The sequence below is a fragment of the Rahnella sp. WP5 genome, from assembly GCF_000745615.1.
In the GTDB taxonomy this organism is placed as follows: Bacteria; Pseudomonadota; Gammaproteobacteria; order Enterobacterales; family Enterobacteriaceae; genus Rahnella; species Rahnella aceris.
This window is the reverse complement of the sequence record NZ_KN050721.1, coordinates 516,221-540,835: the sequence shown is the minus strand read 5'-3', so window position 1 is coordinate 540,835 and position 24,615 is coordinate 516,221. Positions and strand designations below refer to the sequence as shown.

Genomic DNA, 24,615 nt, shown 5'->3' with positions numbered 1-24,615 from the left:
AAAACAATTCATTAACAGCCGCTCGCAAAGTTGCGTAAAGCCGATTGTTCTTAGAGACAGGCTGCAGCGCACGTATGGCAGGGCCAGGTGAGAATGCGGGCAACACACGCCATACCGTTGTGTTGCATGAGATGTCTGTGGGACAGCGGTCACGTTTTTTCGACTATGCTTAATGTTCTGTTGAGAACGCAGAAAGGCGCACGCACCTCAATTCCAACGTGCCGTTGTTTTCGACGACACGCCACAAAACAAGGAGCAACATATGCCATATCAAACGATAAATCCGTTCAACAATAAGCTCATCAAAGAATATCAAACACATAACGATCAGCAGGTTGAAGAGGCGCTCTCTGCCGCCCATGCTTTATACAAATCTGACTGGGGTCAGGGCGATATTAAGCAACGCGTTAACGTGCTGCATAAATTGTCCGAACTGATGGCTTCCCGTGTCGATGAACTGGCGGAAGTGGTCAGTGTAGAAATGGGGAAACTCATCGGCCAGAGCCGTGGCGAAGTGCAGATTTGCGCGGATATTGCGAAATTCTATGCCGAAAACGCCGAGGAATTTCTCAAACCTGTGCCGTATAAATCCGATCTCGGCGAAGCCTGGGTCGAGCATCATCCGATTGGGGTGATCATGGCCGTCGAGCCCTGGAATTTCCCGTTTTACCAGTTAATGCGCGTACTGGCACCGAATCTTGCCTCAGGTAACAGCGTGGTCGTCAAACACGCCAGTATCGTTCCTCATTGTGCGGAAACCTTTGAGAAACTGGTTACCGAAGCGGGTGCCCCAAAAGGCGCTTATACCAACCTGTTTATTTCTCAGGATCAGGTCAGTGCCATCATTGATGATGACCGCGTTCAGGGTGTCGCGCTGACAGGTTCGGAGAAAGCCGGTGCGGTCGTGGCTTCACGGGCGGCATCCAAGCTGAAGAAATCGACGCTGGAACTCGGCGGGAATGACGTGTTTGCCGTACTCGATGATGCGGATATCGATAAAGCCGCCAAAGCCGGTGCGCAGGCCCGTGTCTCCAATGCCGGACAGGTGTGTACGGCGGCCAAGCGCTTCATTATTCATGAAAAAGTCGCCGATGAATTCCTTAAAAAATTCACCGAACACTTTAAGGCACTTAAAATCGGCGATCCGCTGGATAAATCCACCACACTGGGACCGTTGTCCTCCGCGGAAGCGGTGAAAACGCTGAGCAAACAAGTGGATGATGCCGTGAAACACGGGGCGAAACTGCACTTTGGCGGTAAAAAGGTGGCAGACAATCCGGGCAACTTCTTTGAGCCAACGATTCTGACGCACATTACCCGCGATAATCCGGCCTATTTCGAAGAGTTCTTTGGCCCGGTCGCACAGGTGTACGTGGTGAAAAATGATGAGGAACTGGTGAAACTTGCCAACGACTCACATTACGGCCTCGGCGGTTCGCTGTTTACCACCGATCTGACCCGCGCCCGTAAGCTGGCGAGCCAGATTGAAACCGGTATGGTATACGTCAATTCACCGACGGATACCGCTGCTGAACTGCCTTTCGGTGGTGTGAAACGCTCGGGCTTCGGCCGCGAACTCTCTGATCTCGGTATCAAAGAATTTGTGAACCAGAAACTGGTGGTGCTGGCCGCGAAGTCCTGATGCTTCTTCTCCCCCTGCGGAGGGGGATTTTTTCCTCTCTCCGCACTTTTCCTTTCTCCCTCATTTACCAAGCCTTGACCCACGACAAAGCGCGCTCAAGCACCGCCTCTCTATAATCAGACCCGTTTGTCTTCCCACGGGTAAATCACATGGCTTATGAACTCAATCTGGACTGGCCGGAATTTTTAGAAAAATACTGGCAAAAAAAACCTGTTGTTATCAAAAAAGCGTTCTCAAATTTTGTTGATCCAATCTCTCCAGACGAATTAGCCGGTCTGGCGATGGAGCCGGAAGTGGACAGCCGTCTGGTGAGCCATAAAGATGGTGAATGGCAGGCAAGTAACGGTCCTTTTGAAGATTTCGACGGACTGGGTGAAACCGGCTGGTCACTGCTGGCACAGGCCGTAAACCACTGGCATTTGCCTGCGGCAGAACTGGTGAAACCTTTTCGCGTATTGCCGGACTGGCGTTTAGACGACCTGATGATTTCGTATTCCGTGCCCGGCGGCGGTGTCGGCCCGCACATCGATCAGTATGACGTGTTTATCATCCAGGGCATGGGCAGCCGCCGCTGGCGCGTGGGCGATGCTCTGCCGATGCGTCAGTTCTGTCCGCACCCGGCGTTACTGCATGTGGATCCGTTCACGCCAATCATTGATGAAGACCTTGAACCTGGCGACATTCTGTATATTCCGCCGGGCTTCCCGCACGACGGCTTTACCCATGAAACCGCCCTCAACTATTCCGTCGGTTTCCGTGGCCCTAACAGCCGCGATTTCATCAGCAGTTTTGCTGACTACGCGCTGGAAAACGATCTGGGCGGCAGCCATTACAGCGATCCGGATCTCAGGCTGCGCGACCACGTCGGTAAAGTAGAAGATTACGAGCTGGAACGTGTGCGCCAGATGATGGTTGAGCTGATCAGCCAGCCGGAAGATTTCAAACAATGGTTTGGCCGTTTCGCCACTACGCCGCGCCATGAACTGGATATCGCGCCAGCCGAACCGCCATACGAATCACATGAAATTGCCGATGCACTGATGCAGGGCGAAAGCCTGGTGCGCCTGAGCGGTCTGCGGGTTCTCAACGTCGGCGAACGTTTCTTTGTCAACAGCGAGCCGCTGGAAACATCGCAACATGCCGCCGCCGATGCGCTGTGCCGCTATACGCTGATCAGTAAAACAGAGCTGGGTGCTGCGTTGCAGGATCCTGAATTTGTCGCTCTGTTAACGGATCAGGTGAATCAGGGTTACTGGTATTTCGACGAGTAAACTCCCGGCGATTCAATAACAGCAAAGGCGACATCCATCCCGGATGCCGCCTTCTTTTATTCTGTTTCGACCGTTAACATTTACGAGCGATAAAGCTCCACCGGCGGCTTCATTTTCCGTTCTTCCGGTGCGAATAAACTAATCTCTTCGCCCAGGATATATTTGGCGCGCAGCATCGCGGAAATCTTGTCCATAATCATTACGATAGCCACTAAAATCAGTGTGATAAACATCACCACATCCCAGTTCCACAGACGCATATTTTCCGCATACACCAGACCGATCCCGCCCGCACCAACAAAGCCAAGAACAGCGGCTGAACGGGTATTGGATTCAATCTGATACAGCGACAACGCAAGGAATGTCGGGAAGGATTGAGTGAAAATCCCGAAGCGGTGCGTTTGTAGCGGGGAAGCCCCCAGCGCCCGCAGGCCGCGGCTCGGCGAACGATCTACCGCTTCATGCCCTTCCGCATAAAGCTTGCCCAGTAAGCCCAAATCCTGCATCACGATCGCCAGCACACCGGCCAGCGGCCCCATGCCGACAGCACGAACGAAAATCAGCCCCCAGATCGCCATATCCAGCCCGCGTAAAACATCCAGAAGACGGCGGATGACCATGGAAACGGGTCTGAGAACCGGCGTCGACATCACATTACGCGCCGCGAGGAATGAAAGTGGCAATGCGAGGAAAGACGCGGTGATGGTTCCGGAAAACACAATCGCCAGCGTGATAGCTATTTGCGAAAAATAATACATAAACGGCCATTCGGAAACGTTATGCCAGACAAACATCCGCAGGAAATAACGCCCTACTTCGCGGGTGCCGCGCACCACTTCGCTCCATGGAATACCGAAATAACTGAAGAAATAGACGTAGTACAGCGTAATCACGACAGCCAGTATCGCGAGGTAGCGCAGATAGCGGCGCTGCGCGGCAAACAGATGCCCGTGCTTCTGCTTCAGGCTGCTGACCACATGAGGTTCGAGCGCATCAGTTAACATCAGAAAGTGCCCTCCACAACGCGTTTGCGCAATTTACCGGAAAGAAAATCCATCGCCGACACCACCAGAATAATCAGCAGTAAGGTCATGCTGACCTGGTCATATCGGTCCAGTTTGATTGAGGTCATCAGCTCCTGCCCGATACCACCGGCCCCGACCAGCCCGAGGATAGTCGACTGGCGGAAGTTAATTTCGAGGCGCATAAAGCTGTAGGATAAGAATATCGGTTTCACCTGCGGCCACATGGCGAAACGCATGCGCTGCAAACGCCCCGCGCCGCAGGCTCTGAGTCCGCGCACCGGTTTATCCGATGCGGTTTCAATGGATTCGTAGAACAATTTGGTCAGACTGCCGGCTGTGTGTAACGTCAGGGCGATAAAGCCCGGAATGGCACCGACGCCAAACGCCATCACACACATTACCGCCCAGGCCAGTTCCGGCATGGTGCGCAGGAAAGCGACAAAGGTACGGATGCTGAATTTCACCCATTTAGGCGAATCCGTATTGCTGGCGGCGAGAAAAGCCAGCACGACTGCCAGCGCCGTCGACAATATCGTCGAGGACAACGCCAGCTGAATAGTTTCCCAAATCAGCGGCAGCTGAATATTGAGACGATATCCCCAATACGCCAGTGAACCTTCTGTATGACCGTCAGCAAATAACAATGACCAGTGTAATACCGGCACCGTCTGACCAATATAATCAAAGAAGCTCGGCGCGGAGACAATAATCGTTTTTAAATTAAGTTCGGAAACATTGCCTGACCACAGATATAACAACAACATCAGCCCTGACCAGATCAGCGCTTCCCGCTTTTGTTTACCGCGTATCTGCTGGTAATAACGATTGAAGTCTTTGTTCAAAATAATATTTCCGATTTGCGATAATCATTATTCCTCCCCCTGCGAAGGGGGAGGTCAGGAGGGGGTATTAAAAAAACAATAATGGTAAAAGCTTTCGCTTCCTGAGTTGCCATTAATACCCCACCCCAACCCTCCCCTTCGCAGGGGAGGGAGTTACGGGTTAGCGACCGCCTTTAGTCAGCTCACGCTTCATATCAATAATCTGCTGATATTCAGCCAGGGACGTTTCGCCGATATGCTGTTTGCCGCCCACTGCTTTTACGAAACAAGCGTGGTCATCTTTATCCAGTTTCTTAATGGCAGACACCAGCTTAGCTTTAAATGCCGGTGGCAAATCGCTGCGTACTAAAATCGGACCATTAGGAATCAATGGCGATTCCCAGATAATGCGGATTTTCTTCATCAGATCCGGATGGTCCATGCGGATCATGCGGTTGAATGCACCGGAGGTATAACCGGTTTCGCGGTCGCCGATCATTGAAGTCCAGGTGACTGCGCCTTCGAACTGGCCGTTCAGCACGCCAAGAATATCCTGCTCATGGCCGCCGGAGAAGGTTACGCTGGAGAAGAAGTTGTTGTATTTGTTATCCGTCGTGCCGCCAAATTCTTTCTTGAATGTCTGGTTCGGGATCAGGTAACCCGAAGTAGAATCCGGGTCAGCGAAACCGAATGATTTGCCTTTCAGGTCAGATAATTTCTGGTACGGGCTGTCGGCTTTCACGACAACCACGGAGTGATAACCCCGGGATTTATCCGTATCGTCAATGACAATGCCGACCAGATCCACCGCTTTCGGATTATTAATATAAACCGAAGCAAAAGATGACGGGGACATGCTTAATACCATATCCACTTTCTTACCTAATAACCCCTGAATAACACCTGAATAATCGGATGAATTACGCAGTTTGGTATCCACATTTAATTCTTTATCGAAGAAATCTTTTACACACTGATTATCGCCGATTTGCTGGGTGGCATTCTGGCCACCCAGAATACCTAAGTTTAATTCTTTAGGAGCATCTTCTGCCATGCTGTGCATTGCAGTAAAAGAACCTGCTACGAAGACTGCCAGACGTAATAACTTCTTCATGTAATGATGACCTTGTGTAGATTGAGAGAAAGTAGAAATAAGCACTGCAAAATAAATAACGTTATTGTTTAACTGTTTATCGCTTCGTGTTCTTCACCGTATAACTGGTGCAAAATGCCTTCAGTTAACTGGTCCGGATGGCCGTCGAAAATAATCTGCCCTTTCGCGATGCCGATAACACGGGTGCAATAATCTTTCACCAACTCGACCGAGTGCAGGTTGACCATCACGGCGATATTCTCTTCGCTGACTTTTTTCAGCGCATTCATGATGCGCAGGGTATTTTTCGGATCCAGTGACGCCACCGGTTCATCGGCCAGCAGAATTTTCGGGTTCTGCATCAGCGCGCGACAAATCGCCACACGCTGCATCTGGCCGCCGGAAAGGTTTTCGGCACGCTGCAATGCATGCGGCAGCATGTGCAACCATTCAAGCAAAGAGATGGCGCGGGCGCGGTCTTCGTCATCGAACTGGTTAAAGAATGATTTGAACGTTGAGGTGTGGCTGAGACGCCCCAGTAACACATTTGTCAGGACATCCAGACGAGGCACCAGGCAGAAATCCTGAAAAATCATGCCACAGCCTGAACGCCAGCGACGCAATGCTTTGCCGGTAAGCCCGGCCAGTTCCTGCTGTTCACCATTTTCGTAATGGCATACTACGCTGCCATCCGTGAGCGGGATCGTACCGTTAAGCACATGCAGCAAGGTGGATTTACCCGCGCCAGAACGGCCAATTACCGCCACGAACTCACCGGCGTGGAGATCAAAATTGATGTCATTCAGGACACGCTGACCCGATTTATAGGATTTCACCAGGCCTTTGACGTCCAGAACTTTGTTCAGATGCTGTGGCCCGGTCTGAGGATATTCAGCCTGTGCCAGCTTAAGATGAGCTTGCGCCATGATGCTGTCTCTCGGTTGCTTTGGTTATCTGGCGTTCATTAAGCGCGAGTTTTATGACACATCAATGACGATTTAATGGACAGCGCATGACAAAAATGCAACAGATTAAGTGAAATTACCTAACCCATATCCCGAATGACGTTTAACTTAACAAGTATCATTTAAGTCTATGATTAGATGGCATCCCATCAAAAAAGGAAGATGAAATGGATAATCAGTCACTCATCGCCACGCTGAAAGAGATTGCCGGCAGCCGCCACGTTTTAACCGGCGACAGCAACACCGAACGCTACCGCAAAGGGTTTCGCTCCGGTGGCGGCAAAGCGCTGGCGGTAGTATTTCCACAAACGCTGCTGCAACAGTGGCAACTGCTCAAAACCTGCATCGCCGCCGACAAGATTGTCATTATGCAGGCCGCCAATACCGGGCTGACCGAAGGTTCGACGCCCAGCGGCGACGACTATGACCGCGACATTGTTATTTTCAGCACCCTGAAACTGGACACGATCCAGTTACTTGACGGCGGTCATCAGGTGATCGGCTTTCCCGGCAGCACCCTGTATAAGCTGGAAAAAATCCTCAAGCCCTACAACCGCGAACCGCATTCAGTGATTGGCTCGTCCTGCATCGGCGCATCGGTGGTCGGCGGGATCTGTAATAATTCTGGCGGATCGCTGGTGAAACGCGGCCCGGCGTATACTGAAATGGCGCTCTATGCACAAATCGATGCACAAGGTGAATTGCGGCTGATTAACCATCTGGGCATTAATCTTGGTGAAACGCCGGAAGAAATCCTGACTCGTCTGGAAAAAGGCGATTATCTGGAAACCGATATCCAGCATGATCAGCGTCTGGCGTCGGATCACGATTATGCCTCACGTGTCCGCGAAGTGGATGCTGATACGCCGTCGCGTTTCAACGCGGATGAGCGACGTTTATTTGAAGCTTCAGGTTGTGCGGGCAAGCTGGCGGTTTTCGCCGTGCGGCTCGATACGTTTCCGGCAGAAACGCAGCAGCAGGTTTTCTACATCGGCACCAATGACACGGCGGTGCTGACAGAATTACGCCGCCAGATCCTGCGTGACTTCGCTAACCTTCCGGTGGCAGGGGAATACATGCACCGGGATATTTTCGATATCACCGAAGTCTATGGCAAAGACACTTTCCTGATGATCGACAAACTTGGCACCGACAAAATGCCGGACATGTTTACTGCCAAAGGAAAGTTCGATGCACACGCCAGTAAGGTCCCTTTCCTGCCCAAACATTTCAGCGACCGCGTGATGCAGTGTCTGAGCAAAGCCCTGCCGAATCATCTGCCACCGCGTATGAAGCAGTATCGTGACCGGTTTGAACATCACTTACTGCTGAAAATGTCCGGCCCCGGTATTGACGAAGCCCGAACCTTTTTGACACGTTTCTTTAGTGATGGTCAGGGTGATTTCTTTATCTGTTCCGCCGACGAAGGCAAGAAAGCCTTCCTGCATCGCTTTGCCGCCGCCGGTGCCGCCGTGCGGTATCACGCGGTACATGAAAAAGAAGTGGAAGATATTCTGGCGCTGGATATCGCACTGCGCCGCAATGACCGCGACTGGTTCGAGACATTGCCGGAAGATATCGACAATCAACTGGTGGCAAAACTGTATTACGGCCATTTCATGTGCCACGTTTTCCATCAGGATTACATCGTCAAAAAAGGCGCAAACAGCAAGGCGCTGAAACACAGGATGTTAGAACTGCTCGACGCCAAAGGCGCGGAATATCCCGCCGAACATAACGTCGGCCATTTGTATCTGGCAAAACCACATTTGAAAGAATTCTACCGGCAGGCAGACCCGACCAACACCTTCAATCCGGGTATCGGGAAAACCAGTAAGATGAAGAACTGGCAGGAATAATGTCCTTCAAAAGAGGAATGGCGTAGTCGGCGCAGGCAGTTTGTTCCCAGACAGCGCGGAGGACCCGGAGCGTACATAAAGTACGTGAGGAGTCCGAGCACTGCCCGGGGGCAAAATGGCAAGTAAGATAGCCATTAAGTTAAAATAACTGTGTTCCGTAACCCCACATAATTACCGTCAGAGCCAGAAGCAGCTCTAATACCAGAACGCCCATTGCCAGTGTTGAACTGGAGAACAGGAACCCTTCGCGACGGTCGATATTGAGGAAGTTAGGAATGCCGAGATACAACAGGTATCCGCTGTAACACAGGCCGATCAGCCCGACAAACAGGCATAACCAGACCATCGGATACAGGGCTACGACCCCGCTGAGGAACATGGGTGTGGCCACGTAGCCGGCAAAGACGATACAGTTGTTGAGTGTCGGGCGGCTGTCATAGCGACGCGCCATTCCGTAGATAATCCGCCCCATCAGTGCGACAGCAGCGAGCATCAGAACATAGAAAATGACGGCGATATAAGACGCGGTAAACATGGAAACCATCAGCTTCTCGCCATCACCGAAGTTCCAGCCAAGTTGTGTTGTTCCGATGAAAGAACAGACAACCGGGATGAGCGCCATTAAAAGAACATGGTGGGAATACACATGTGAAACGGTTTCCCGCTCACGCTGGATTTGTTGCAATTCGGGACCCGGATTGGATATCAGTCCCCAGACATGATTAGCCATGAAACACCCCCTTGTACGCCGAAAGCCGCCAGCAGCGCGCAGTGATAAACCTTCGGGATTGCCCGTCAGACAAGGGCATAAAGAAGGTGGCGACCTGTCTATATTATAGTCGCTCTTGCCAGCTTTGCTGATACGGCCAATTCAGCGTAATGGGAGATCAACCGTATCAGATCGCCGTTAGTGAATATAGCGTGCAGCCGTAAACGTCACGCCAACCAGTACCAGCATCATGCTGACAATCCATCGGGTCTGTTTAATCATGAGATCGTAAAACATTGCCTGCATTGCACTCAGTGAAGCTTCAATCTTCACAAAGCATTCATCTACTTTTTCAAAGCGCTGGTCGATCTTCTCAAATCGTTGATCTATTTTGTCAAAGCGCTCATCTACACGATCAAACTGTTTATCTACCTGTTCAAACTGTTTATCTATCCGCACCAGATGATCGTCAATTCTCAGCAGGTGCCCGTCGATGCGCGCGATGCTCTGTTCGGTTTTACCGACACGATCCCCGATATCTGTCACCGCTTCAGTGAGCGTGACCATCTGGTGCTCCAGTTTGCCGACACGGAGATTCGTCTCCGTGATCACTACCGTTAGCTGACTGACCTGCTGTTCCACCTTCCCTACCCGCAGATTCAGCCCGGCAATTTCCTCACCATTTTTGATTCCCTGCTTTTCAATATTGTTGATCTGGTTTTGCATGAGCTTTTCCATGAGCGATTTTCCTTTGTAATCTTCCGGCCAGGCAGGCGCGCCTGGAAAATAGAGCATCCTGTTGATCGGCGATAGATCCCGTCTGCTGAGCTGAAACATAGTTGTTGTCCCTCACATGAGCTTTCCCTGTTTAGAAATCCTTAATCTGGCCACAGTTTGCACTGGATAAATAACCACCTCAAATCAATTTCCTTCTCGATAAATACGCGATTGCTTATGTATCTATATATGGTTGAGTTGCATTGCTTTAATGAATAAATATCAATGAAAATAACCTGTTACGGGGATCGTTAACAGGTCAAACTTAAAGAATTACGGACGGCCGCGGGTTATGGAAATCATAGCGTGCACCGGGGAAACCGGGCATTTTCCAGCCCGCATTAACTCATCAGTTTTTACAGGTAAAAAAGTCTGCGGTACGGTTAAAAAATCATTAACGTAGAGGCAGACACTTATCAGGAGAATTACATGCGCATTACCTGCTTACATACGGCCGACAGCAATATTGCGGTTTTCGAAAATACAGCTCACGAACTTGGGCTGGATCAGCATAAGTTTGTGCATGTTTCGCGGCCCGATTTACTGGCTGCAGCCGAAAAGGCGGGCGGGCTGACTGCAGAAATTCGTCAGCAAACGGCGGATGTGCTGCTGGCATTGAGTGAAAATGCCGATCGCGTTTTACTGACCTGTTCGACGCTGGGTTCTGCCGCGACGCTTGCCAGCGAAAGTGCCGCGGTGCCGGTGTTGCGTGTCGATCAGACGCTGGCGGAACAGGCCATGAAAACAGCGGGCAGTGTGGTCGCACTCTGTGCGGTCGAAACGACCCTGGAGCCGACGCGGCAGTTGTTCGCGCAGGTGGAAAAACATCCGCAGGCGCAGTTTGAAATCCATCTGGTGGCGGGCGCATGGGAAAAGTTTAAGCAGGGGGATCTGGCCGGATATTTACAGGCTATCGCAGCGGCGGCTGATGTGGAATACAGGCGAGGCGCGGCCTGCGTGGTGCTGGCTCAGGCTTCGATGACCGGTGCGGCACAACTGACCCAAATGGGCAAACCGCTTACCAGCCCGGAATGTGGTCTGCGCGCGGCACTGGCCTGAAATTAGCAAGCACACAGCAAAAATGCAGGCAGAAGCTATACTGATAAGGAATATCATTGGCTTAGCCGGATGGCCGATGACGACTGAAGGTTATGTTAAGGAGAAAACATGAAAATTATTCTGTGGATCATCGCCATCATCTTTATCGTCGGCTTACTGACCCTGACAGGGGTGTTTAAACTGATTTTCTGACCACGTTGTCTGTCCCTGCAAAACAAAAAGTCCGGCATCTGGCCGGACTTTTTCATTTCAATCATCTGCTCAATCATCCGCCTCTTCGACGGAAGGCTGCGTTTTCTGCTGCTCTTTCTGCTTACGGTAGTTTTTGGCAATCTGTGGAACAGGCACTGTTTTGCCGGTTTCCATCCAGGTGCGCAGGCGGTTGGCATCGGCAAAGGCCGTAAATTTCCCGAAGGCATCCATCACGACCAGCGTAACGGGCTTGCCGTTAATGGTGGTACGCATCGCCAGGCAATGGCCAGCTTCATCGGTGTAACCGGTTTTGGTCAGCTGGATATTCCACGACGGGTTCATGATCAGATGGTTGGTATTACGGAACGGCAATGCATACGCCGGATGGCTGAAGACAGCCGTTTTTTCAGCAGTCGTACTTAGCTGGCCGATCAGCGGATAGCGCTGTGAAGCCAGCAGCAGCCGTGTTAAATCACGGGCGGTGGAGACGTTGCGTGGCGACAAACCGGTCGGTTCAGCATAATGCGTATGGGTCATGCCCAGCGATTTCGCCTTCGCATTCATAGCATTGATAAATGCAGAATAACCGCCCGGATAATGTGCCGCGAGACTGGCCGCAGCCCGGTTTTCTGAGGACATCAGCGCCAGTTGGATCATCTGACGACGGGTAATTTCACTGTTCAGTTTCACGCGGGAGAACACGCCACGCATTTCAGGTGTATTACTGATATCGATATTGATCACTTCGTCGAGTGGCAGATTCGCATCGAGCGTCACCATCGCGGTCATCAGTTTGGTCAGGGAGGCAATCGGCCTCACCTCATCCGGATTTCGGGAATAAATCACTTCATGGCTTTTCAGATCCACCACCATGGCACTGCCGGAAGCAATTTGAACGATCGGGGCGACGGCCGGCTCATGCTTTGCAGCGGTGGCGGCAGGGGCAGACAACATGCCTGTATTTAAGGCTAATAAGCTCAGAACCAAAAGACGGATTTTCACATGCATTGCTCTGTATTTAGAAAGTTGTCATTAAGATATGTCGTAACAGCGGGCGGAATTATAAGTGAGGCGAAAAGTCTTAGCACCCGCAATTTTCAATTCTATTTGTCACAAAGTCTGTCACCACCACCCACAGACCGTGGAACGACGAGTAAGTGAACACTTGCGTAAGAATGCACTGAAAAAATAAAGGGACGCTCAGAAAGCGTCCCTTCGAAATACACAGGTGAATATTATTGATTGTCGATCAGATAACCAATTTCCTTCGACGTCTTCAGCACGCGCACTTCAGTAAATAACTCTGTCGCCTCTTCGTACTCTTTACGCAAATAACTCAGCCACTGTTTGATGCGCGCAACGTGATACAAACCGGTATCGCCCTGCTTTTCCAGACGGGTGTATTTCTGCAACAACGTTATTACCTCCGGCCACGGCATACGCGGTTCGTTGTACTTCACCACACGGCTGAGATTCGGAATATTCAGCGCACCGCGCCCGAGCATCACGGCATCACAACCGGTGGTGTGCAGACACGCCTGGCCGCTTTCGTAATCCCAGATTTCACCGTTGGCGATCACCGGAATACTCAGGCGTTGACGGATTTCGCCAATCGCAGCCCAGTTAATACGTTCCGGCTTGTAGCCGTCTTCTTTGGTACGCCCGTGCACCGTCAGTTCCGTTGCACCCGCCTGCTGCACGGCATCTGCAATTTCAAAACTGTGTTCCAGCGAATCCCAGCCGAGACGCACTTTGACAGTCACCGGTAAGTGAGCGGGCACCGCTTCGCGCATGGCTTTGGCGCCCTGATAAATCAGCTCAGGATCTTTGAGTAACGTTGCACCACCGCCACTGCCGTTAACCAGTTTGGACGGGCAACCGCAGTTGAGATCGACACCGTAAGAGCCCAGTTCCACCGCACGGGCGGCGTTTTCGGCCAGCCATTGCGGATACTGACCGAGTAGCTGAACGCGCACTAACGTGCCCGAAGGCGTGCGGCTGGCATGATGTAATTCAGGACACAAGCGATAGAAGGATTTGGCGGGAAGCAGCTGATCCACCACGCGCAAAAACTCGGTGATGCACAAATCGTAGTCGTTTACTTCTGTGAGAAGTTCACGAACCAGAGGATCAAGCACACCTTCCATCGGAGCCAGTAATACGCGCATCGCAGTTCAACCCTTAAAAATGACGCGCAAGATTACCGCAAGGCCCGCCGCCGGGCAATTACCCCTGAGACAAATCGCCGCTTAATGAGGTTTTCGCCCTGCCCTGCAAGCGTCGGACTCTGACGGAGCGCCAGGCAATCCACACCGCCAGAAGCGCAGGCACCGCAAACAGCAGGAACATCCAGAATGCCGCGCTGGCTGCACCGCTATCCCCCTTATCAACACCCGCAAAGTTAGCCACCGTTCCGGCTAACGCCGCGCCAAGCGCCGCCGCAAAAGATTGCACCACGGTTATCGACGCACCGGCTTTTTCGCGATCCTCTTCCGGTGCCTGTTGCAGAACGCGGGTCAGCAAATGCGGCCAGCCGAGGCCAATCCCAAAACCGGCCAGCGTCAGCCCGAGCACCACTCCACTGATATTCAGCCACGGCAGACCGAAAGCGACCGGCACGGTGAACAACAGTAAAAGCAAACCGGCAGCCAGGATCAGTGGCCCGCAGATAATCGCGCCATCCGCGCGACGGCCTGTCCAGCCGGAACTGGCCACTTCACTTAATGTCCAGCCCGCGGCCGCAGCGGCAGTGATGTATCCGGCAGCCAGCGGGGTCTGACCGTGTAAATGTTGCAGCAGATACGGCACAAACAGTTCGCAACCGAGGCCGATAATCAGCAACGTCATCACCAGATACAGGCCATAGAGCGGTGAGGAACGGCGTAAAGCGTTGCGCGGCAGCAGTCTGACATCCGCCGTAAATTCGCGGTGGCGCAAGATTAAAATCATCGCCACCGCGACCACGAAACCGAGCAAGTTAATCAGCCCTGATGAAGACAGACTGCCCGCCGATACCACTAACACTGCGCCGGTCAGCAAGGCCAGTTGCATCAGAGGCAGCGGTTCGTCCGGCTGCCGGTCGTGCCGGGATTTGGGCAAAATCCGCCAGACCCACACCCCGAACAGCGACGTCACCGGCAACAGCAAACCAAACGCCCAGCGCCATGCATGCAGTTCGGCGAAAATGCCCCCTACCGCCGGGCCGACCAGCGTCGCAATGCCCCACATCGCCGAAATCAGCGCCATGGCGCGCGGCCAGAGAGATTCTTTAAACAGGAGGTTGATCATCGCGTAGGAGAGTGCGAACAGGAATCCGCCCCCCAACCCCTGCAGCGCCCGTCCGAGCAGCAGCACCGGCATATTCGGCGCGGCGGTACAAATGGCGGCACCAGCAATAAAAATAGCGGTCGCCATCAGATAGCTGCCACGCGGCCCGGCGGTGCGCATCAATCGTGCAGAAAGTGCTGAGCCGAGAATGGAACACACAACATACAGCGTAGTGTTCCAGGCATACCACGCCAGCCCGCCGATATCCTGCACAACGGAGGGTAAAATCGTGATGACGATGTAGCTGTTAGTCGCATAAAGCGCGACACCTGCGCTCAGGGTAATGGCACTGCCGCGGTTTTCGGCGCTGAATAAATCCGCCCATCCGTTCTGACTTCCCGACATTTTCTCTGCATCCCTTTGGTTTGTACTGTCCACGCATTGAAGCGTGCTGTGGTTATGATATGATTAAAACAAGAAATAACTTGGAATATTTTTTACGTAATCTAGAACCCGTCGAGGCAATATGTCAAGCAATGACCTGGAAAATAAAAATGACGTACGGCAAAGCGTCGCAGAGCGCTTACTGATGCTGCTGAAAACCCACGGGGAACTTCAGGCCAGCGATGCCGGCCATCTGCTGGGTACCACAGGTGAAGCCGCGCGCCAGCAGTTTGTGAAGCTGGCGAAGGAAGGACTGGTGGAAGCCAAATCTGTCTCACAGGGTGTCGGACGTCCGGCGCAGTTCTGGCAACTGACCGCCGCCGGTCATGCGCGATTTCCCGATGCCCACGCTGACCTCACCGTACAACTTTTGCAACTGATCCGCACCTCTCTGGGGGATTCTGCGCTGGATCAGCTCATCACCTCGCGGGAAAAAATCACGCAGGAACACTACCGCCAGGCGATGCTCGGGGCGGTGTCGATGGAAGACAAATTGCAAAGGCTGACGGATATCCGTACCCGTGAAGGCTATATGGCGGACTGGAAAATGCAGGAGGATGGCAGTTATCTGTTTGTCGAAAATCACTGCCCGATTTGCGCTGCCGCAGCCACCTGTCAGGGATTTTGCCGTGCGGAACGCGATGTATTCAGCGATGTGCTGAACGCCAGTGTCGAACGCACCGAACATATTTTGCAGGGTGCACGCCGTTGTGCGTACGTTATAAAATACCAATGATATGTTTTAGTTTACGCAGGTGTTGTTCTGAGAGTAGTGATAATGGGCACAATACATGTACAACCGAGAAAATAAAAATAGTTTACGCCAGCGAACTATCATTATTCTAAGCTAGAGAATTCTTATAAAAATAGCTAATACGCTATTATAATGTTCACAAAACTCGTAAGGGCTTAGGTGTAAAAACAACTCTAGAATAGATATCTTAGCTGCTAATAAATCTGGTCTTACATTAATTAGAAGGAGGCACTAAAGGAGAAGTGAAGACTCCAGAGGGATAAAAATGACAGTCAACTCTATCCCTCAACCGAAAATTTAATTAGTGATTATATTTCTCGACCATAGCATCAATACTCTCAGTAAACCGTGTAAGAAACTCTTCATTGATAATTGAGTTCTCTAGGTTTTTCATTTTCTTCAGTAAGATTAGCAAATCACTATTTATTTCACAGTGATTTTCCACTACTGAATCATATCCAATCCTGTTCAATACCATCCAAAGTAGATATATTTCCTGCAATGAACGTTTAAAACCCGTAGTATTTTTTACGTTTAAAAAATTATTTAATTCAGCTGCTAATTCTATTTTGGGCTTATCAATAACTACTTCAAGCTTAGAAATAAACAATTTAGTTTCATCTAAACTATCGGAAAACATTTTTTGCTTAAGAGGATCTTCATCAAGACTTTGGAGTAAATTAGTGATTATTGATTTATTGCTAATACGGATATTGAGTCTATCCTGCTTAAGATAGAACTCGACACCTTTACTTTTTTCACCATTACGTGCATTAAAGTTAAGATATGACAGCACTGCTATCATCTCTTCATTTTCCATTCTATCACTTGTTCTTTCGCTATTGGTTACTCTTAGGTAAAACCAATCTAGATTATCGTTAGTTATATTTTTTACCTTGTCGATAATCCCATTATTTACTGTGGAATTCCACATTTCAAAAGAGTTATCTTTTATAGGATAAGGCTTATTATTCAATCTAATAAATAAATCTATAGGCTCAAAGTCACTATTAACGAGAGAATCTATCTCGATAATATTCAAATCAAAATCATATATTTTCTCAATGTAACTGTCAGGTAACGAGCTAAATTTACGGCCATTCAATTCTTTTAATATATACAAGTTATTCAAGGAGAAGTTATTATTTTTAGAGTATTGAGAAATTCCATTTTCGTCCTTATAAGTTTTCCCCATAAAACCTAATATGGACAACAATCTTTGCTGACCATCAATAACTTCTTTTACGGAATCTTTATTTTTATAGATAAATATCGGTGGCAAATAAATACCCAGCAAAATACTTTCAATGATTGAAGATGCTTTCCTAGTATTTATTTTCTCCTGTCGCTGATACGATGGTCTAATGAGGTATTTATTTGTATTTAGATCATTTATTATCTCTTCAACAGGGATAGAAGATGGTTCTGGTTTTAAGACCCTTAAATTATTAAGAGTTTCTATTTTAAGCAAACCCTCTTCTTCTGTTTGTTTTAGCTTTTTAACTTGTTCTTTAAATTTCTCGTCTTTAATGTATAACGAAAAATCAACCTTGAAAATTTTATAGAACAATTTCGCGGTATCATTAAACCTTTCGAGAATATTCCCGTAATAATGGGAATCAGAAAGTGAATATTTATCTATATTCTTAATATAATGCTCAGATATTGAACCCACTATTCCATCGTCGATTTCATACTCGTGTCCTTCTTTATGAAGAATAGTTAAAGCCCATAATAAACACTCATAAATTAATTTATTATCAAGCAAAGGATTTTCACTTAAACTAACATGAAGACTTATCACTTCATTAATTATACCTTTGAAAACAGCATAATAATCTTCTGGTGATTCGACATTATCCACAATAAAATCATACAACAACTCTCTTATTTCAGTTCTACTACCACTACCTGCATATGTGGTGATCGGAAAGCTGGATAATATTATATACCGTCTAAAGAAATCCAAAGTATTAGAAACAATTTCGGCTTTATTTTTCTTATTACTAAAGAAACACCTAGTGATATTGTTCGCAAACACTTTATCAGAAGATATGTCGCTCTCCATAATATCTGTTAGCGTATCTTTGTCATACTTTGCATTATCTAATTCATTGGATTTTAATGTTGTTATACCGGTATTATATCTTCTAAATATTTCTTTTTTAATTTTATCTTCAATACCAGGAGATAATTTAGGTTCATTTATAACTTCAAACTCAAAAAGTCTAACTTTTGTATCCAATAATGTTTCAATAATGTTAGGCTGTAAATCAAAGAAAGTTTTACCCTTGAGAACTTTTAATTTCATCAGACCATTAGCATTAAGCTTCAGGGAATTTTCTTTAAAACGCTTTAGAGTTTCAAATCTTTGCCTACCATCAATAACCTCCATCATTTTACCTGACTTGAATAATATAAGTGGTGGGATATCGGTTCCCAACAAAATACTTTCAATGAAAAAAGTCCCTTTAGTTACATCCCAAACATAATTTCTTTGATAATAAGGTTTGTAATTTATTCTATTCAAATTACGTTCACTCAATAAAGTTTTGACTGTAATTGAACGAGTACTAATTTTTATGTTATTTTTGAAAACCCTTTCAAAATCACTATCAATCATAATTTTTCCTATAATTAGTATTTATCATAGTTAATAATATATTTTTTTTCAGTTTGTAATTTAAATATACAACTATTGTCTCCATTCGTAGAGACCACAATTTGATCGTTACTATCAGTGCACTCTAAATTATTCAGCAAAACCCTATCAAAAATATAATGCTCAACAAATAATTTAAAGTTGCTATCCAACCCAAGTAATATTAAGTAGTGTTTATCAAAGAATGTAAAATCAAATATCACATCATTTGTGACATCAACAGATATTTTCAAGACTAATATATCCGTATTATCATCTGTGTACAACGCGGAACTATTAGGGTCTTCAACTTCAATGTTGTTAATTAGTGCTTGGCTTTTTATTAAAAATTCATCAAGCCAGTTAATAAACGCGACTCTTCTAGCTATCACTTTAGAATCATTAATAACAAAACAATTCATTTCAGCCTTAGATATTATAAATAAATGCTTAAGTATATTGTACTTTAATATTAGAGGTCTGAAATTGACGCCATATAAAGAATGAGCATTATAATATATCAAATAAAGCTCATTTTCCGTGAATTGAGAGCGTATTATCTTAGAGTATGAGTATTTACTTTTTTCAGTAAGTTCGCTTTGCTCATCTATTATCTTGTACAATCTGTAGATAGTTTTTAAATAATGAGAAATTGTAGACTTATTACTTATATATACCTCTTGGTATTTCTCATTAGTCTTTTTAATTTTATCTCTCACCAGCAGTGAGGAATAATCAATCGCACACATCTCTGTATTTATCAAATCTATAATCTTGTCTTCAGAGAAGAATATATCATTTCTTATTTTAATATATACATCAAGTAGAGAATAAAACGTAGAGTCGAATTGTTGAATTCTTGAGGTTTTCGATTGTTCTTTTAGAACATCCCTTTGTTCAGCAAAGATATTTCTCGCCATTTCATATTCCTGACGTTGCAATTCGATTTCTTTATTTTGATTCTCCAGCGCCTGAATTTGCTTATCAAGAGCATTCTGGTTAGTTTTAATATCTTTCCTTTGTTCCATCAATCCGAGATAAAATAGAATCACTCCAGCTAAAGCCCATAAAGAACCGACTACTCCACCGATTACATCACCAAACTGACCAAACACATCGGTTTTTATAGGAACATTAGTATTGAACAACACAGCTTTATAACAAAATAGAACTAAAGCGAAGATTAGTATAAGTGATCCAAGAAAGATAAGTATTTTTGAAAAACGCTCTGAAATGAAAAATCCCATTTTGCTTATCTAATCCATGATGTTTGATATTGTGATTAGTTTAAAATTTTAGAAAAAAAAAAGCAAAAATTAAAAGAAAAACAAACAATACTATTAAAAACAATTAGTTACAATGAAACCACTAAAAACCTGAGCATTAGAGAAAATATTAAGTCTGTTTCTGAATGAAGCTTTACTTACAGAAAAATTGTTCTCAATAATTTGTCGGAGGCAGATAGGTTATATCTTTGGGAAACTACAGTCTAACAATGCCGCTCCTTCAAAGGGTGCGCGCCGTTGTGCGTACGTGATTCGTTAGATTACCCGCGAAAAAAAACCGCCTTCAGTGAAGGCGGTTTGATTGCATTACAGGGGATCCGGAAACTTATTTGTTGCCGCTGCCTGCATTGCCGGTGCGACGCTGGCCTGCATGGGCAGGACGCGAACGTGCCGGACGGTTCTCAGCTGAACCACGGTTTTCTGAACCCCGGTTTTCAGACGTGCCGCTGCGCTGACCGTTACCGCCCTGACGCGGAGCGCCTGAACGTGGAGCACCCGTACGCGGTGCGCCAGGACGCTGGCCCTGACGTGGCGCGCCACGACCACCACCACCGCCGCTGCCCTGACGACCATTGATGATCGGCTCAGCTTTGATGCTCGGATCGGGCTCGTAACCTTCCAGTGCGATGCGAGGAATTTCACGTTTCAGCAGACGCTCGATATCACGCAGCAGTTTGTGTTCGTCCACACACACCAGAGAAATCGCTTCACCAGTGGCTTCCGCACGACCGGTACGGCCGATACGGTGAACGTAATCTTCCGGTACGTTTGGCAGCTCATAGTTGACCACGTGCGGCAACATATCGATATCCAGGCCACGCGCAGCGATGTCTGTTGCCACCAGAACACGGACGGAACCGGCTTTAAAATCAGCCAGTGCACGGGTACGTGCGCCCTGACTTTTGTTGCCATGAATAGCAGCAGCCGTGATGCCATCTTTATTGAGTTGTTCGGCTAAATGGTTTGCACCATGTTTTGTCCGGTTGAACACCAGCACCTGTTTCCAGTCGCCTTCACCGATCATCTGAGACAGCAATTCTCTTTTGCGTTTCTTATCAACAAAATGAACGCTTTGTTCAATTTGCGCAGAAGCGGTGTTACGACGCGCGACTTCGACAGAGGCCGGGTTGGTCAGCAACTTGCTCGCCAGACCTTTAATCTCATCAGAGAACGTCGCGGAGAACAGCAGGTTCTGACGCTTGGCAGGCAGTTTTGCCAGCAGGCGACGGATATCGTGAATGAAGCCCATGTCCAGCATGCGGTCGGCTTCATCCAGCACCAGAATTTCAACCTGAGATAAATCAACAGCACGCTGATGTTCCAGATCCAGCAAACGACCCGGCGTTGCGATCAGCACATCCACACCACCGCGCAGTTTCATCATCTGCGGGTTGATGCTCACACCACCAAATACCACCAGAGAACGCAGGGTGAGGTATTTGCTGTAGGCCTGTACGTTTTCACCAATCTGCGCCGCCAGCTCACGGGTTGGGGTCAGGATCAGCGCACGAACCGGGCGACGTCCTTTGAATTGCGCGTTGGTATGGCTGAGCATATTGAGCAGCGGCAAGGTAAAACCAGCGGTTTTACCGGTACCGGTCTGCGCACTCGCCATCAGGTCACGCCCTTCCAGCACGACAGGAATAGCCTGACGCTGAATAGGCGTAGGTTCGCGATAGCCCTGTTCTTCAACAGCACGCAAAATTTCGGCACTTAAGCCGAGGGAATCAAATGACATATAAGGAAAAGCTCCAGTCCACTCTAACCCGAACGGGGTTCGGTGCAGTTTCAAGAGTGGATGATCAGACGAGGCAAATGAGGCATTACCACGAGGATTCGGCACAAACTGCAGTGCGCCAGTTGGGGCGATAGTAGCACAAAACGCCGCTCTGCGTGAAGTTATCTCCTTCTGGCCTGTAACTGATGGTTACAGCCGCAGACTCTGGTAACAGTTTCAGGCCGCATAATCTGCCGCGATAATCCGAAACTTTGACACAGGATAATCAATTATAAACCTGATGAATGGGTTCCCACTTTTTGCGTCCCACTTCACAGATTTGATTGCTATGCTTCTTTTCTCTCACTCCTCTGTCCATAAGGCTACATCGCTGCAACATGGAAACCTGGAAAGTAAATTTAATCTCCGTCTGGCTGGGTTGTTTTTTTACCGGCATGGCGATGAGTCAGATCCTGCCTTTTTTACCCCTTTATATCGAACAACTTGGCGTAACGTCTCACGAATCCCTGAGCCTGTGGTCAGGGCTGGTATTCAGCGGCACGTTCCTGGTTTCCGCCATCGTTGCGCCGTTGTGGGGCAGTCTGGCTGACCGCAAAGGCCGCAAACTGATGTTGCTGCGTGCCGCGCTGGGGATGGCGATTGTCATGATGTTGCAGGGGTTCGCCACCAACGTCTGGCAGCTTTTCATTCTGCGCACACTAATGGGCCTGACGTCCGGGTATATTCCCAACGCGATGGCGCTGGTCGCCTCGCAGGTCCCGCGCGATAAAAGTGGCTGGGCGCTCGGCACGCTGTCTACCGGTCAGGTATCCGGCGTGATTATCGGCCCGCTGCTCGGCGGCTTTATGGCTGACCATCTCGGCCTGCGCACGGTGTTTTTCGTCACCAGCGGCATGCTGTTTATCAGCTTTCTGATCACATTATTTTTGATTAAAGAACGCGTGGTGCCGGTCACCAAAGCCAACCGTCTGAGCGGCAAAGCCGTATTTACTACGCTGCCCTACCCGTGGCTGATTGTCAGCCTGTTCGTCACCACCATGATGATTCAGCTCGCCAACGGTTCCATCAGCCCGATCCTGACGCTATTTATCCGCGAACTGTCATCGGATACCAGCAATATCGCCTTTATCAGTGGCGTGATTGCCGCCGTACCGGGCGTTTCCGCGCTGATGGCCGCCCCGAAACTTGGCAAGCTCGGCGACCGCATTGGCGCGCATCGCATTCTGATTGCCGCGCTGGTTTTTTGCTTCATTCTGTTTTGCCTGATGGCACTGATTAATACGCCGACCCAGCTCGGGATCCTGCGTTTCATGCTCGGTTTCGGCGATGGCGCGCTGATGCCTGCGGTACAGGCGTTGCTGGTGAAATACAGCAGTGATCAGGTCACCGGCCGGATATTCGGTTACAACCAGTCTTTTATGTATCTCGGGAATGTGGTCGGGCCGCTGATTGGCTCAAGTGCCTCGGCACTGCTTGGCTTCCGCTGGGTGTTTATCGTCACGGCAATACTGGTGCTGTTCAATACGGTGCAGGTTTGGTGGAGTTTTCGGCAGGTGCCGACGGGGCGGGTCAGGTTTTGATTTGCTCCTCCCCCTGCGAAGGGGGAGCCCGGGAGGGGGTTTTAAGGGCTGACACCATTATCCCTGCACACTTCAGCTTTCATTTTTTGATCTTAATACCCCACCCCAACCCTCCCCTTCGCAAGGGAGGGAGCTAATAAACCTAACCTGTCAGCATAAAAAAAGGGACACTTCTCAGTGCCCCTCTCAAACGTTTGAAATCAAAAAACCTTACCGGCGGTTGCCGAAGATCCGCAACAACATCAGGAACAGGTTGATGAAATCGAGATACAAGGTCAGTGCGCCAACAATCGAGTATTTACGAAAGTTATCGCGGTCATCCGCTGACAACTGCGCACCCATATTTTTCAGCTTCTGCGTGTCATACGCCGTCAGACCGACGAAGATCAGCACACCGGCGTACGAAATGATGTTCGCGAGGCCGGAGCTTTTCAGCCACATGTTCACCAGTGATGCCAGCACCAGACCAATCAGCGCCATGAACAACATGCTGCCGATCCCGGTCAGGTCGCGCTTGGTCACGTAACCGTAGACACTCATTGCGCCGAACATACCGGCAGCGACGATGAACGTTCCGAAGATTGAATCGCCGGTGTAGACCAGAAAAATGCTGGAAAGCGTCAGACCGGTCAGTGCGGAATACAGCATAAACAGGCCGGTGGCGACCGTGCCGCTCAGGCGATTCACCATGCCGGAAATCACGAACACCAGCGCCAGTTGCGCGATGATCAAGCCGAAGAAAGTAATCTGGCTGGAGAAAACAAAGCTCATGATTTTTTCAGAGCCGGAAGCGTACCAGGCCACAAATGCGGTCAGCAGCAAACCACAGAACATCCAGCCATACACTTGCGCCATGTACGCCTGAATGCCGGTATTCGCGCGTTCAACAATTGAACCGTTACTGCGTGGATATCGATCCATGATGATTACCCTTTTGCATGGAGGATGAAAAATGAGGCCAAAACAGCCTCCCGATTTGTAAAGCGTATCACAGATAGAGAGAAAAGCATGGGAGGTCTGCGTGTGGTTGAGGCGCTATTTACCAGCGCGCCGCCGCCTCTTTATCACTGTCGCGGGCATCGACCCAGCGATCACCCTCTTCTGTGGCTTCACGCTTCCAGAACGGCGCGCGGGTTTTCAGATGATCCATAATGAATTCATTGGCTTCAAAAGCCATGCCGCGATGTGCGCTGGTCACGCCGACAAACACAATTTCATCGCCCGGATACATCGGTCCCACACGGTGATAAACAGACACACGTTGCAGCGGCCAGCGGGTACGGGCTTCAGCAACAATCTCAGCCAGCGCTTTTTCGGTCATGCCCGGATAATGTTCCAGCGTTAAGGCGCTGACATGATTACCCAGATTATGATTACGCACTTTGCCGGTAAAGGTGACCACGGCACCGTCGGCGTCCGATTGCGCCAGCCAGTTGTACTCATCACCCACGCTGAATGGCGCGGCATCAACAACAATTTTCGTCTGATCCAT

The 24,615-nt window shown here is 48.9% G+C and carries 20 protein-coding genes; 6 read left to right on the top strand and 14 right to left on the bottom strand.

Annotation, left to right across the window (positions count from 1 at the left end; all coding sequences use genetic code 11):
- Nucleotides 1–262: 262 nt before the first annotated feature.
- Both EX31_RS23855 and EX31_RS23850 read left to right on the top strand, forming a co-directional pair.
- Complete coding sequence (locus EX31_RS23855; protein WP_013576357.1) at nt 263–1,642, top strand: NAD-dependent succinate-semialdehyde dehydrogenase; 1,380 nt, start codon at nt 263–265, stop codon at nt 1,640–1,642.
- Nucleotides 1,643–1,791: 149 nt separating this feature from the next.
- On the top strand, nt 1,792–2,913 hold the full coding sequence (locus tag EX31_RS23850) for a ribosomal protein uL16 3-hydroxylase (protein WP_037037173.1): 1,122 nt from the start codon (nt 1,792–1,794) through the stop codon (nt 2,911–2,913).
- 80 nt (nt 2,914–2,993) lie between these two features.
- On the opposite strand, the gene phnE (EX31_RS23845) is transcribed toward EX31_RS23850, so the two are convergent.
- The 4 genes from phnE (EX31_RS23845) to phnC all read right to left on the bottom strand — a co-directional run bounded on the left by phnE (EX31_RS23845) (nt 2,994) and on the right by phnC (nt 6,778).
- Nucleotides 2,994–3,917, bottom strand: coding sequence for a phosphonate ABC transporter, permease protein PhnE (gene phnE, locus EX31_RS23845; protein WP_013576359.1), 924 nt, complete (start codon nt 3,915–3,917; stop codon nt 2,994–2,996).
- Nucleotides 3,917–4,780: a phosphonate ABC transporter, permease protein PhnE gene (phnE, locus tag EX31_RS23840; protein WP_013576360.1), complete on the bottom strand. Its 864-nt coding sequence runs from the start codon at nt 4,778–4,780 to the stop codon at nt 3,917–3,919. The genes phnE (EX31_RS23845) and phnE (EX31_RS23840) overlap by 1 nt, the downstream gene beginning before the upstream one ends.
- A 160-nt stretch (nt 4,781–4,940) precedes the next feature.
- On the bottom strand, nt 4,941–5,873 hold the full coding sequence (gene phnD / locus EX31_RS23835; protein ID WP_013576361.1) for a phosphonate ABC transporter substrate-binding protein: 933 nt from the start codon (nt 5,871–5,873) through the stop codon (nt 4,941–4,943).
- 68 nt (nt 5,874–5,941) lie between these two features.
- A complete protein-coding gene (gene phnC / locus EX31_RS23830) occupies nt 5,942–6,778 on the bottom strand; it encodes a phosphonate ABC transporter ATP-binding protein (protein WP_037037171.1) in 837 nt (278 codons plus the stop codon).
- Nucleotides 6,779–6,984: 206 nt separating this feature from the next.
- Here phnC and dld point away from each other — a divergent pair, with 206 nt between their 5' ends.
- The gene (gene dld, locus EX31_RS23825) at nt 6,985–8,676 is read left to right on the top strand and encodes a D-lactate dehydrogenase (protein WP_037037169.1); all 1,692 of its coding nucleotides are present in this window, start codon (nt 6,985–6,987) and stop codon (nt 8,674–8,676) included.
- Between the two features lie 139 nt (nt 8,677–8,815).
- Here the strand turns inward: dld and EX31_RS23820 are convergent, their stop codons facing one another.
- Entirely contained in the window at nt 8,816–9,406 is a 591-nt protein-coding gene (locus EX31_RS23820) for a Yip1 family protein (protein WP_013576364.1), read from the bottom strand.
- 177 nt (nt 9,407–9,583) lie between these two features.
- The gene (locus tag EX31_RS23815) at nt 9,584–10,222 is read right to left on the bottom strand and encodes a hypothetical protein (protein WP_037037167.1); all 639 of its coding nucleotides are present in this window, start codon (nt 10,220–10,222) and stop codon (nt 9,584–9,586) included.
- Nucleotides 10,223–10,591: 369 nt separating this feature from the next.
- Here EX31_RS23815 and EX31_RS23810 point away from each other — a divergent pair, with 369 nt between their 5' ends.
- Nucleotides 10,592–11,221 carry a hypothetical protein gene (locus EX31_RS23810; RefSeq protein ID WP_013576366.1) on the top strand — a complete coding sequence of 210 codons (630 nt, stop codon included), beginning with the start codon at nt 10,592–10,594 and terminating at the stop codon, nt 11,219–11,221.
- A 261-nt stretch (nt 11,222–11,482) separates the two neighbouring features.
- On the opposite strand, the gene pbpG is transcribed toward EX31_RS23810, so the two are convergent.
- The 3 genes from pbpG to EX31_RS23795 all read right to left on the bottom strand — a co-directional run bounded on the left by pbpG (nt 11,483) and on the right by EX31_RS23795 (nt 15,085).
- On the bottom strand, nt 11,483–12,421 hold the full coding sequence (gene pbpG / locus EX31_RS23805; RefSeq protein ID WP_037037165.1) for a D-alanyl-D-alanine endopeptidase: 939 nt from the start codon (nt 12,419–12,421) through the stop codon (nt 11,483–11,485).
- Nucleotides 12,422–12,648: 227 nt separating this feature from the next.
- Nucleotides 12,649–13,581 (bottom strand): tRNA dihydrouridine(16) synthase DusC, encoded by a 933-nt coding sequence (gene dusC, locus EX31_RS23800; RefSeq protein ID WP_013576368.1) that lies wholly within the window; start codon nt 13,579–13,581, stop codon nt 12,649–12,651.
- Between the two features lie 58 nt (nt 13,582–13,639).
- Nucleotides 13,640–15,085: an MFS transporter gene (locus EX31_RS23795; protein WP_015690225.1), complete on the bottom strand. Its 1,446-nt coding sequence runs from the start codon at nt 15,083–15,085 to the stop codon at nt 13,640–13,642.
- Between the two features lie 121 nt (nt 15,086–15,206).
- Here EX31_RS23795 and EX31_RS23790 point away from each other — a divergent pair, with 121 nt between their 5' ends.
- Nucleotides 15,207–15,860: a helix-turn-helix transcriptional regulator gene (locus tag EX31_RS23790; RefSeq protein WP_037037163.1), complete on the top strand. Its 654-nt coding sequence runs from the start codon at nt 15,207–15,209 to the stop codon at nt 15,858–15,860.
- Nucleotides 15,861–16,179: 319 nt separating this feature from the next.
- Here the strand turns inward: EX31_RS23790 and EX31_RS23785 are convergent, their stop codons facing one another.
- The 3 genes from EX31_RS23785 to rhlE form a co-directional block, all read right to left on the bottom strand.
- On the bottom strand, nt 16,180–18,501 hold the full coding sequence (locus EX31_RS23785) for a DUF262 domain-containing protein (RefSeq protein WP_051931138.1): 2,322 nt from the start codon (nt 18,499–18,501) through the stop codon (nt 16,180–16,182).
- 14 nt (nt 18,502–18,515) lie between these two features.
- Complete coding sequence (locus tag EX31_RS25020) at nt 18,516–19,766, bottom strand: putative phage abortive infection protein (RefSeq protein ID WP_051931136.1); 1,251 nt, start codon at nt 19,764–19,766, stop codon at nt 18,516–18,518.
- Nucleotides 19,767–20,130: 364 nt separating this feature from the next.
- Nucleotides 20,131–21,543, bottom strand: coding sequence for an ATP-dependent RNA helicase RhlE (gene rhlE / locus EX31_RS23775; protein WP_013576371.1), 1,413 nt, complete (start codon nt 21,541–21,543; stop codon nt 20,131–20,133).
- A gap of 377 nt (nt 21,544–21,920) precedes the next feature.
- Here rhlE and EX31_RS23770 point away from each other — a divergent pair, with 377 nt between their 5' ends.
- Nucleotides 21,921–23,123, top strand: coding sequence for a multidrug efflux MFS transporter (locus EX31_RS23770; RefSeq protein ID WP_013576372.1), 1,203 nt, complete (start codon nt 21,921–21,923; stop codon nt 23,121–23,123).
- A 210-nt stretch (nt 23,124–23,333) separates the two neighbouring features.
- Here EX31_RS23770 and EX31_RS23765 read toward each other — a convergent pair whose 3' ends face one another.
- Both EX31_RS23765 and moaE read right to left on the bottom strand, forming a co-directional pair.
- The gene (locus EX31_RS23765; RefSeq protein ID WP_013576373.1) at nt 23,334–24,044 is read right to left on the bottom strand and encodes a Bax inhibitor-1/YccA family protein; all 711 of its coding nucleotides are present in this window, start codon (nt 24,042–24,044) and stop codon (nt 23,334–23,336) included.
- 118 nt (nt 24,045–24,162) lie between these two features.
- Nucleotides 24,163–24,615, bottom strand: coding sequence for a molybdopterin synthase catalytic subunit MoaE (moaE, locus tag EX31_RS23760; RefSeq protein WP_015690227.1), 453 nt, complete (start codon nt 24,613–24,615; stop codon nt 24,163–24,165).

Coding starts and splice junctions, on each gene's coding strand:
- EX31_RS23855 (WP_013576357.1), top strand. CDS start 263: ATGCCATATCAAACGATAAATCCGTTCAACAATAAGCTCATCAAAGAA.
- EX31_RS23850 (WP_037037173.1), top strand. CDS start 1,792: ATGGCTTATGAACTCAATCTGGACTGGCCGGAATTTTTAGAAAAATAC.
- phnE (WP_013576359.1), bottom strand. CDS start 3,917: ATGTTAACTGATGCGCTCGAACCTCATGTGGTCAGCAGCCTGAAGCAG.
- phnD (WP_013576361.1), bottom strand. CDS start 5,873: ATGAAGAAGTTATTACGTCTGGCAGTCTTCGTAGCAGGTTCTTTTACT.
- phnC (WP_037037171.1), bottom strand. CDS start 6,778: ATGGCGCAAGCTCATCTTAAGCTGGCACAGGCTGAATATCCTCAGACC.
- dld (WP_037037169.1), top strand. CDS start 6,985: ATGGATAATCAGTCACTCATCGCCACGCTGAAAGAGATTGCCGGCAGC.
- EX31_RS23820 (WP_013576364.1), bottom strand. CDS start 9,406: ATGGCTAATCATGTCTGGGGACTGATATCCAATCCGGGTCCCGAATTG.
- EX31_RS23815 (WP_037037167.1), bottom strand. CDS start 10,222: ATGTTTCAGCTCAGCAGACGGGATCTATCGCCGATCAACAGGATGCTC.
- EX31_RS23810 (WP_013576366.1), top strand. CDS start 10,592: ATGCGCATTACCTGCTTACATACGGCCGACAGCAATATTGCGGTTTTC.
- pbpG (WP_037037165.1), bottom strand. CDS start 12,421: ATGCATGTGAAAATCCGTCTTTTGGTTCTGAGCTTATTAGCCTTAAAT.
- dusC (WP_013576368.1), bottom strand. CDS start 13,581: ATGCGCGTATTACTGGCTCCGATGGAAGGTGTGCTTGATCCTCTGGTT.
- EX31_RS23795 (WP_015690225.1), bottom strand. CDS start 15,085: ATGTCGGGAAGTCAGAACGGATGGGCGGATTTATTCAGCGCCGAAAAC.
- EX31_RS23790 (WP_037037163.1), top strand. CDS start 15,207: ATGTCAAGCAATGACCTGGAAAATAAAAATGACGTACGGCAAAGCGTC.
- EX31_RS23785 (WP_051931138.1), bottom strand. CDS start 18,501: ATGATTGATAGTGATTTTGAAAGGGTTTTCAAAAATAACATAAAAATT.
- EX31_RS25020 (WP_051931136.1), bottom strand. CDS start 19,766: ATGGGATTTTTCATTTCAGAGCGTTTTTCAAAAATACTTATCTTTCTT.
- rhlE (WP_013576371.1), bottom strand. CDS start 21,543: ATGTCATTTGATTCCCTCGGCTTAAGTGCCGAAATTTTGCGTGCTGTT.
- EX31_RS23770 (WP_013576372.1), top strand. CDS start 21,921: ATGGAAACCTGGAAAGTAAATTTAATCTCCGTCTGGCTGGGTTGTTTT.
- EX31_RS23765 (WP_013576373.1), bottom strand. CDS start 24,044: ATGGATCGATATCCACGCAGTAACGGTTCAATTGTTGAACGCGCGAAT.
- moaE (WP_015690227.1), bottom strand. CDS start 24,615: ATGGATCAGACGAAAATTGTTGTTGATGCCGCGCCATTCAGCGTGGGT.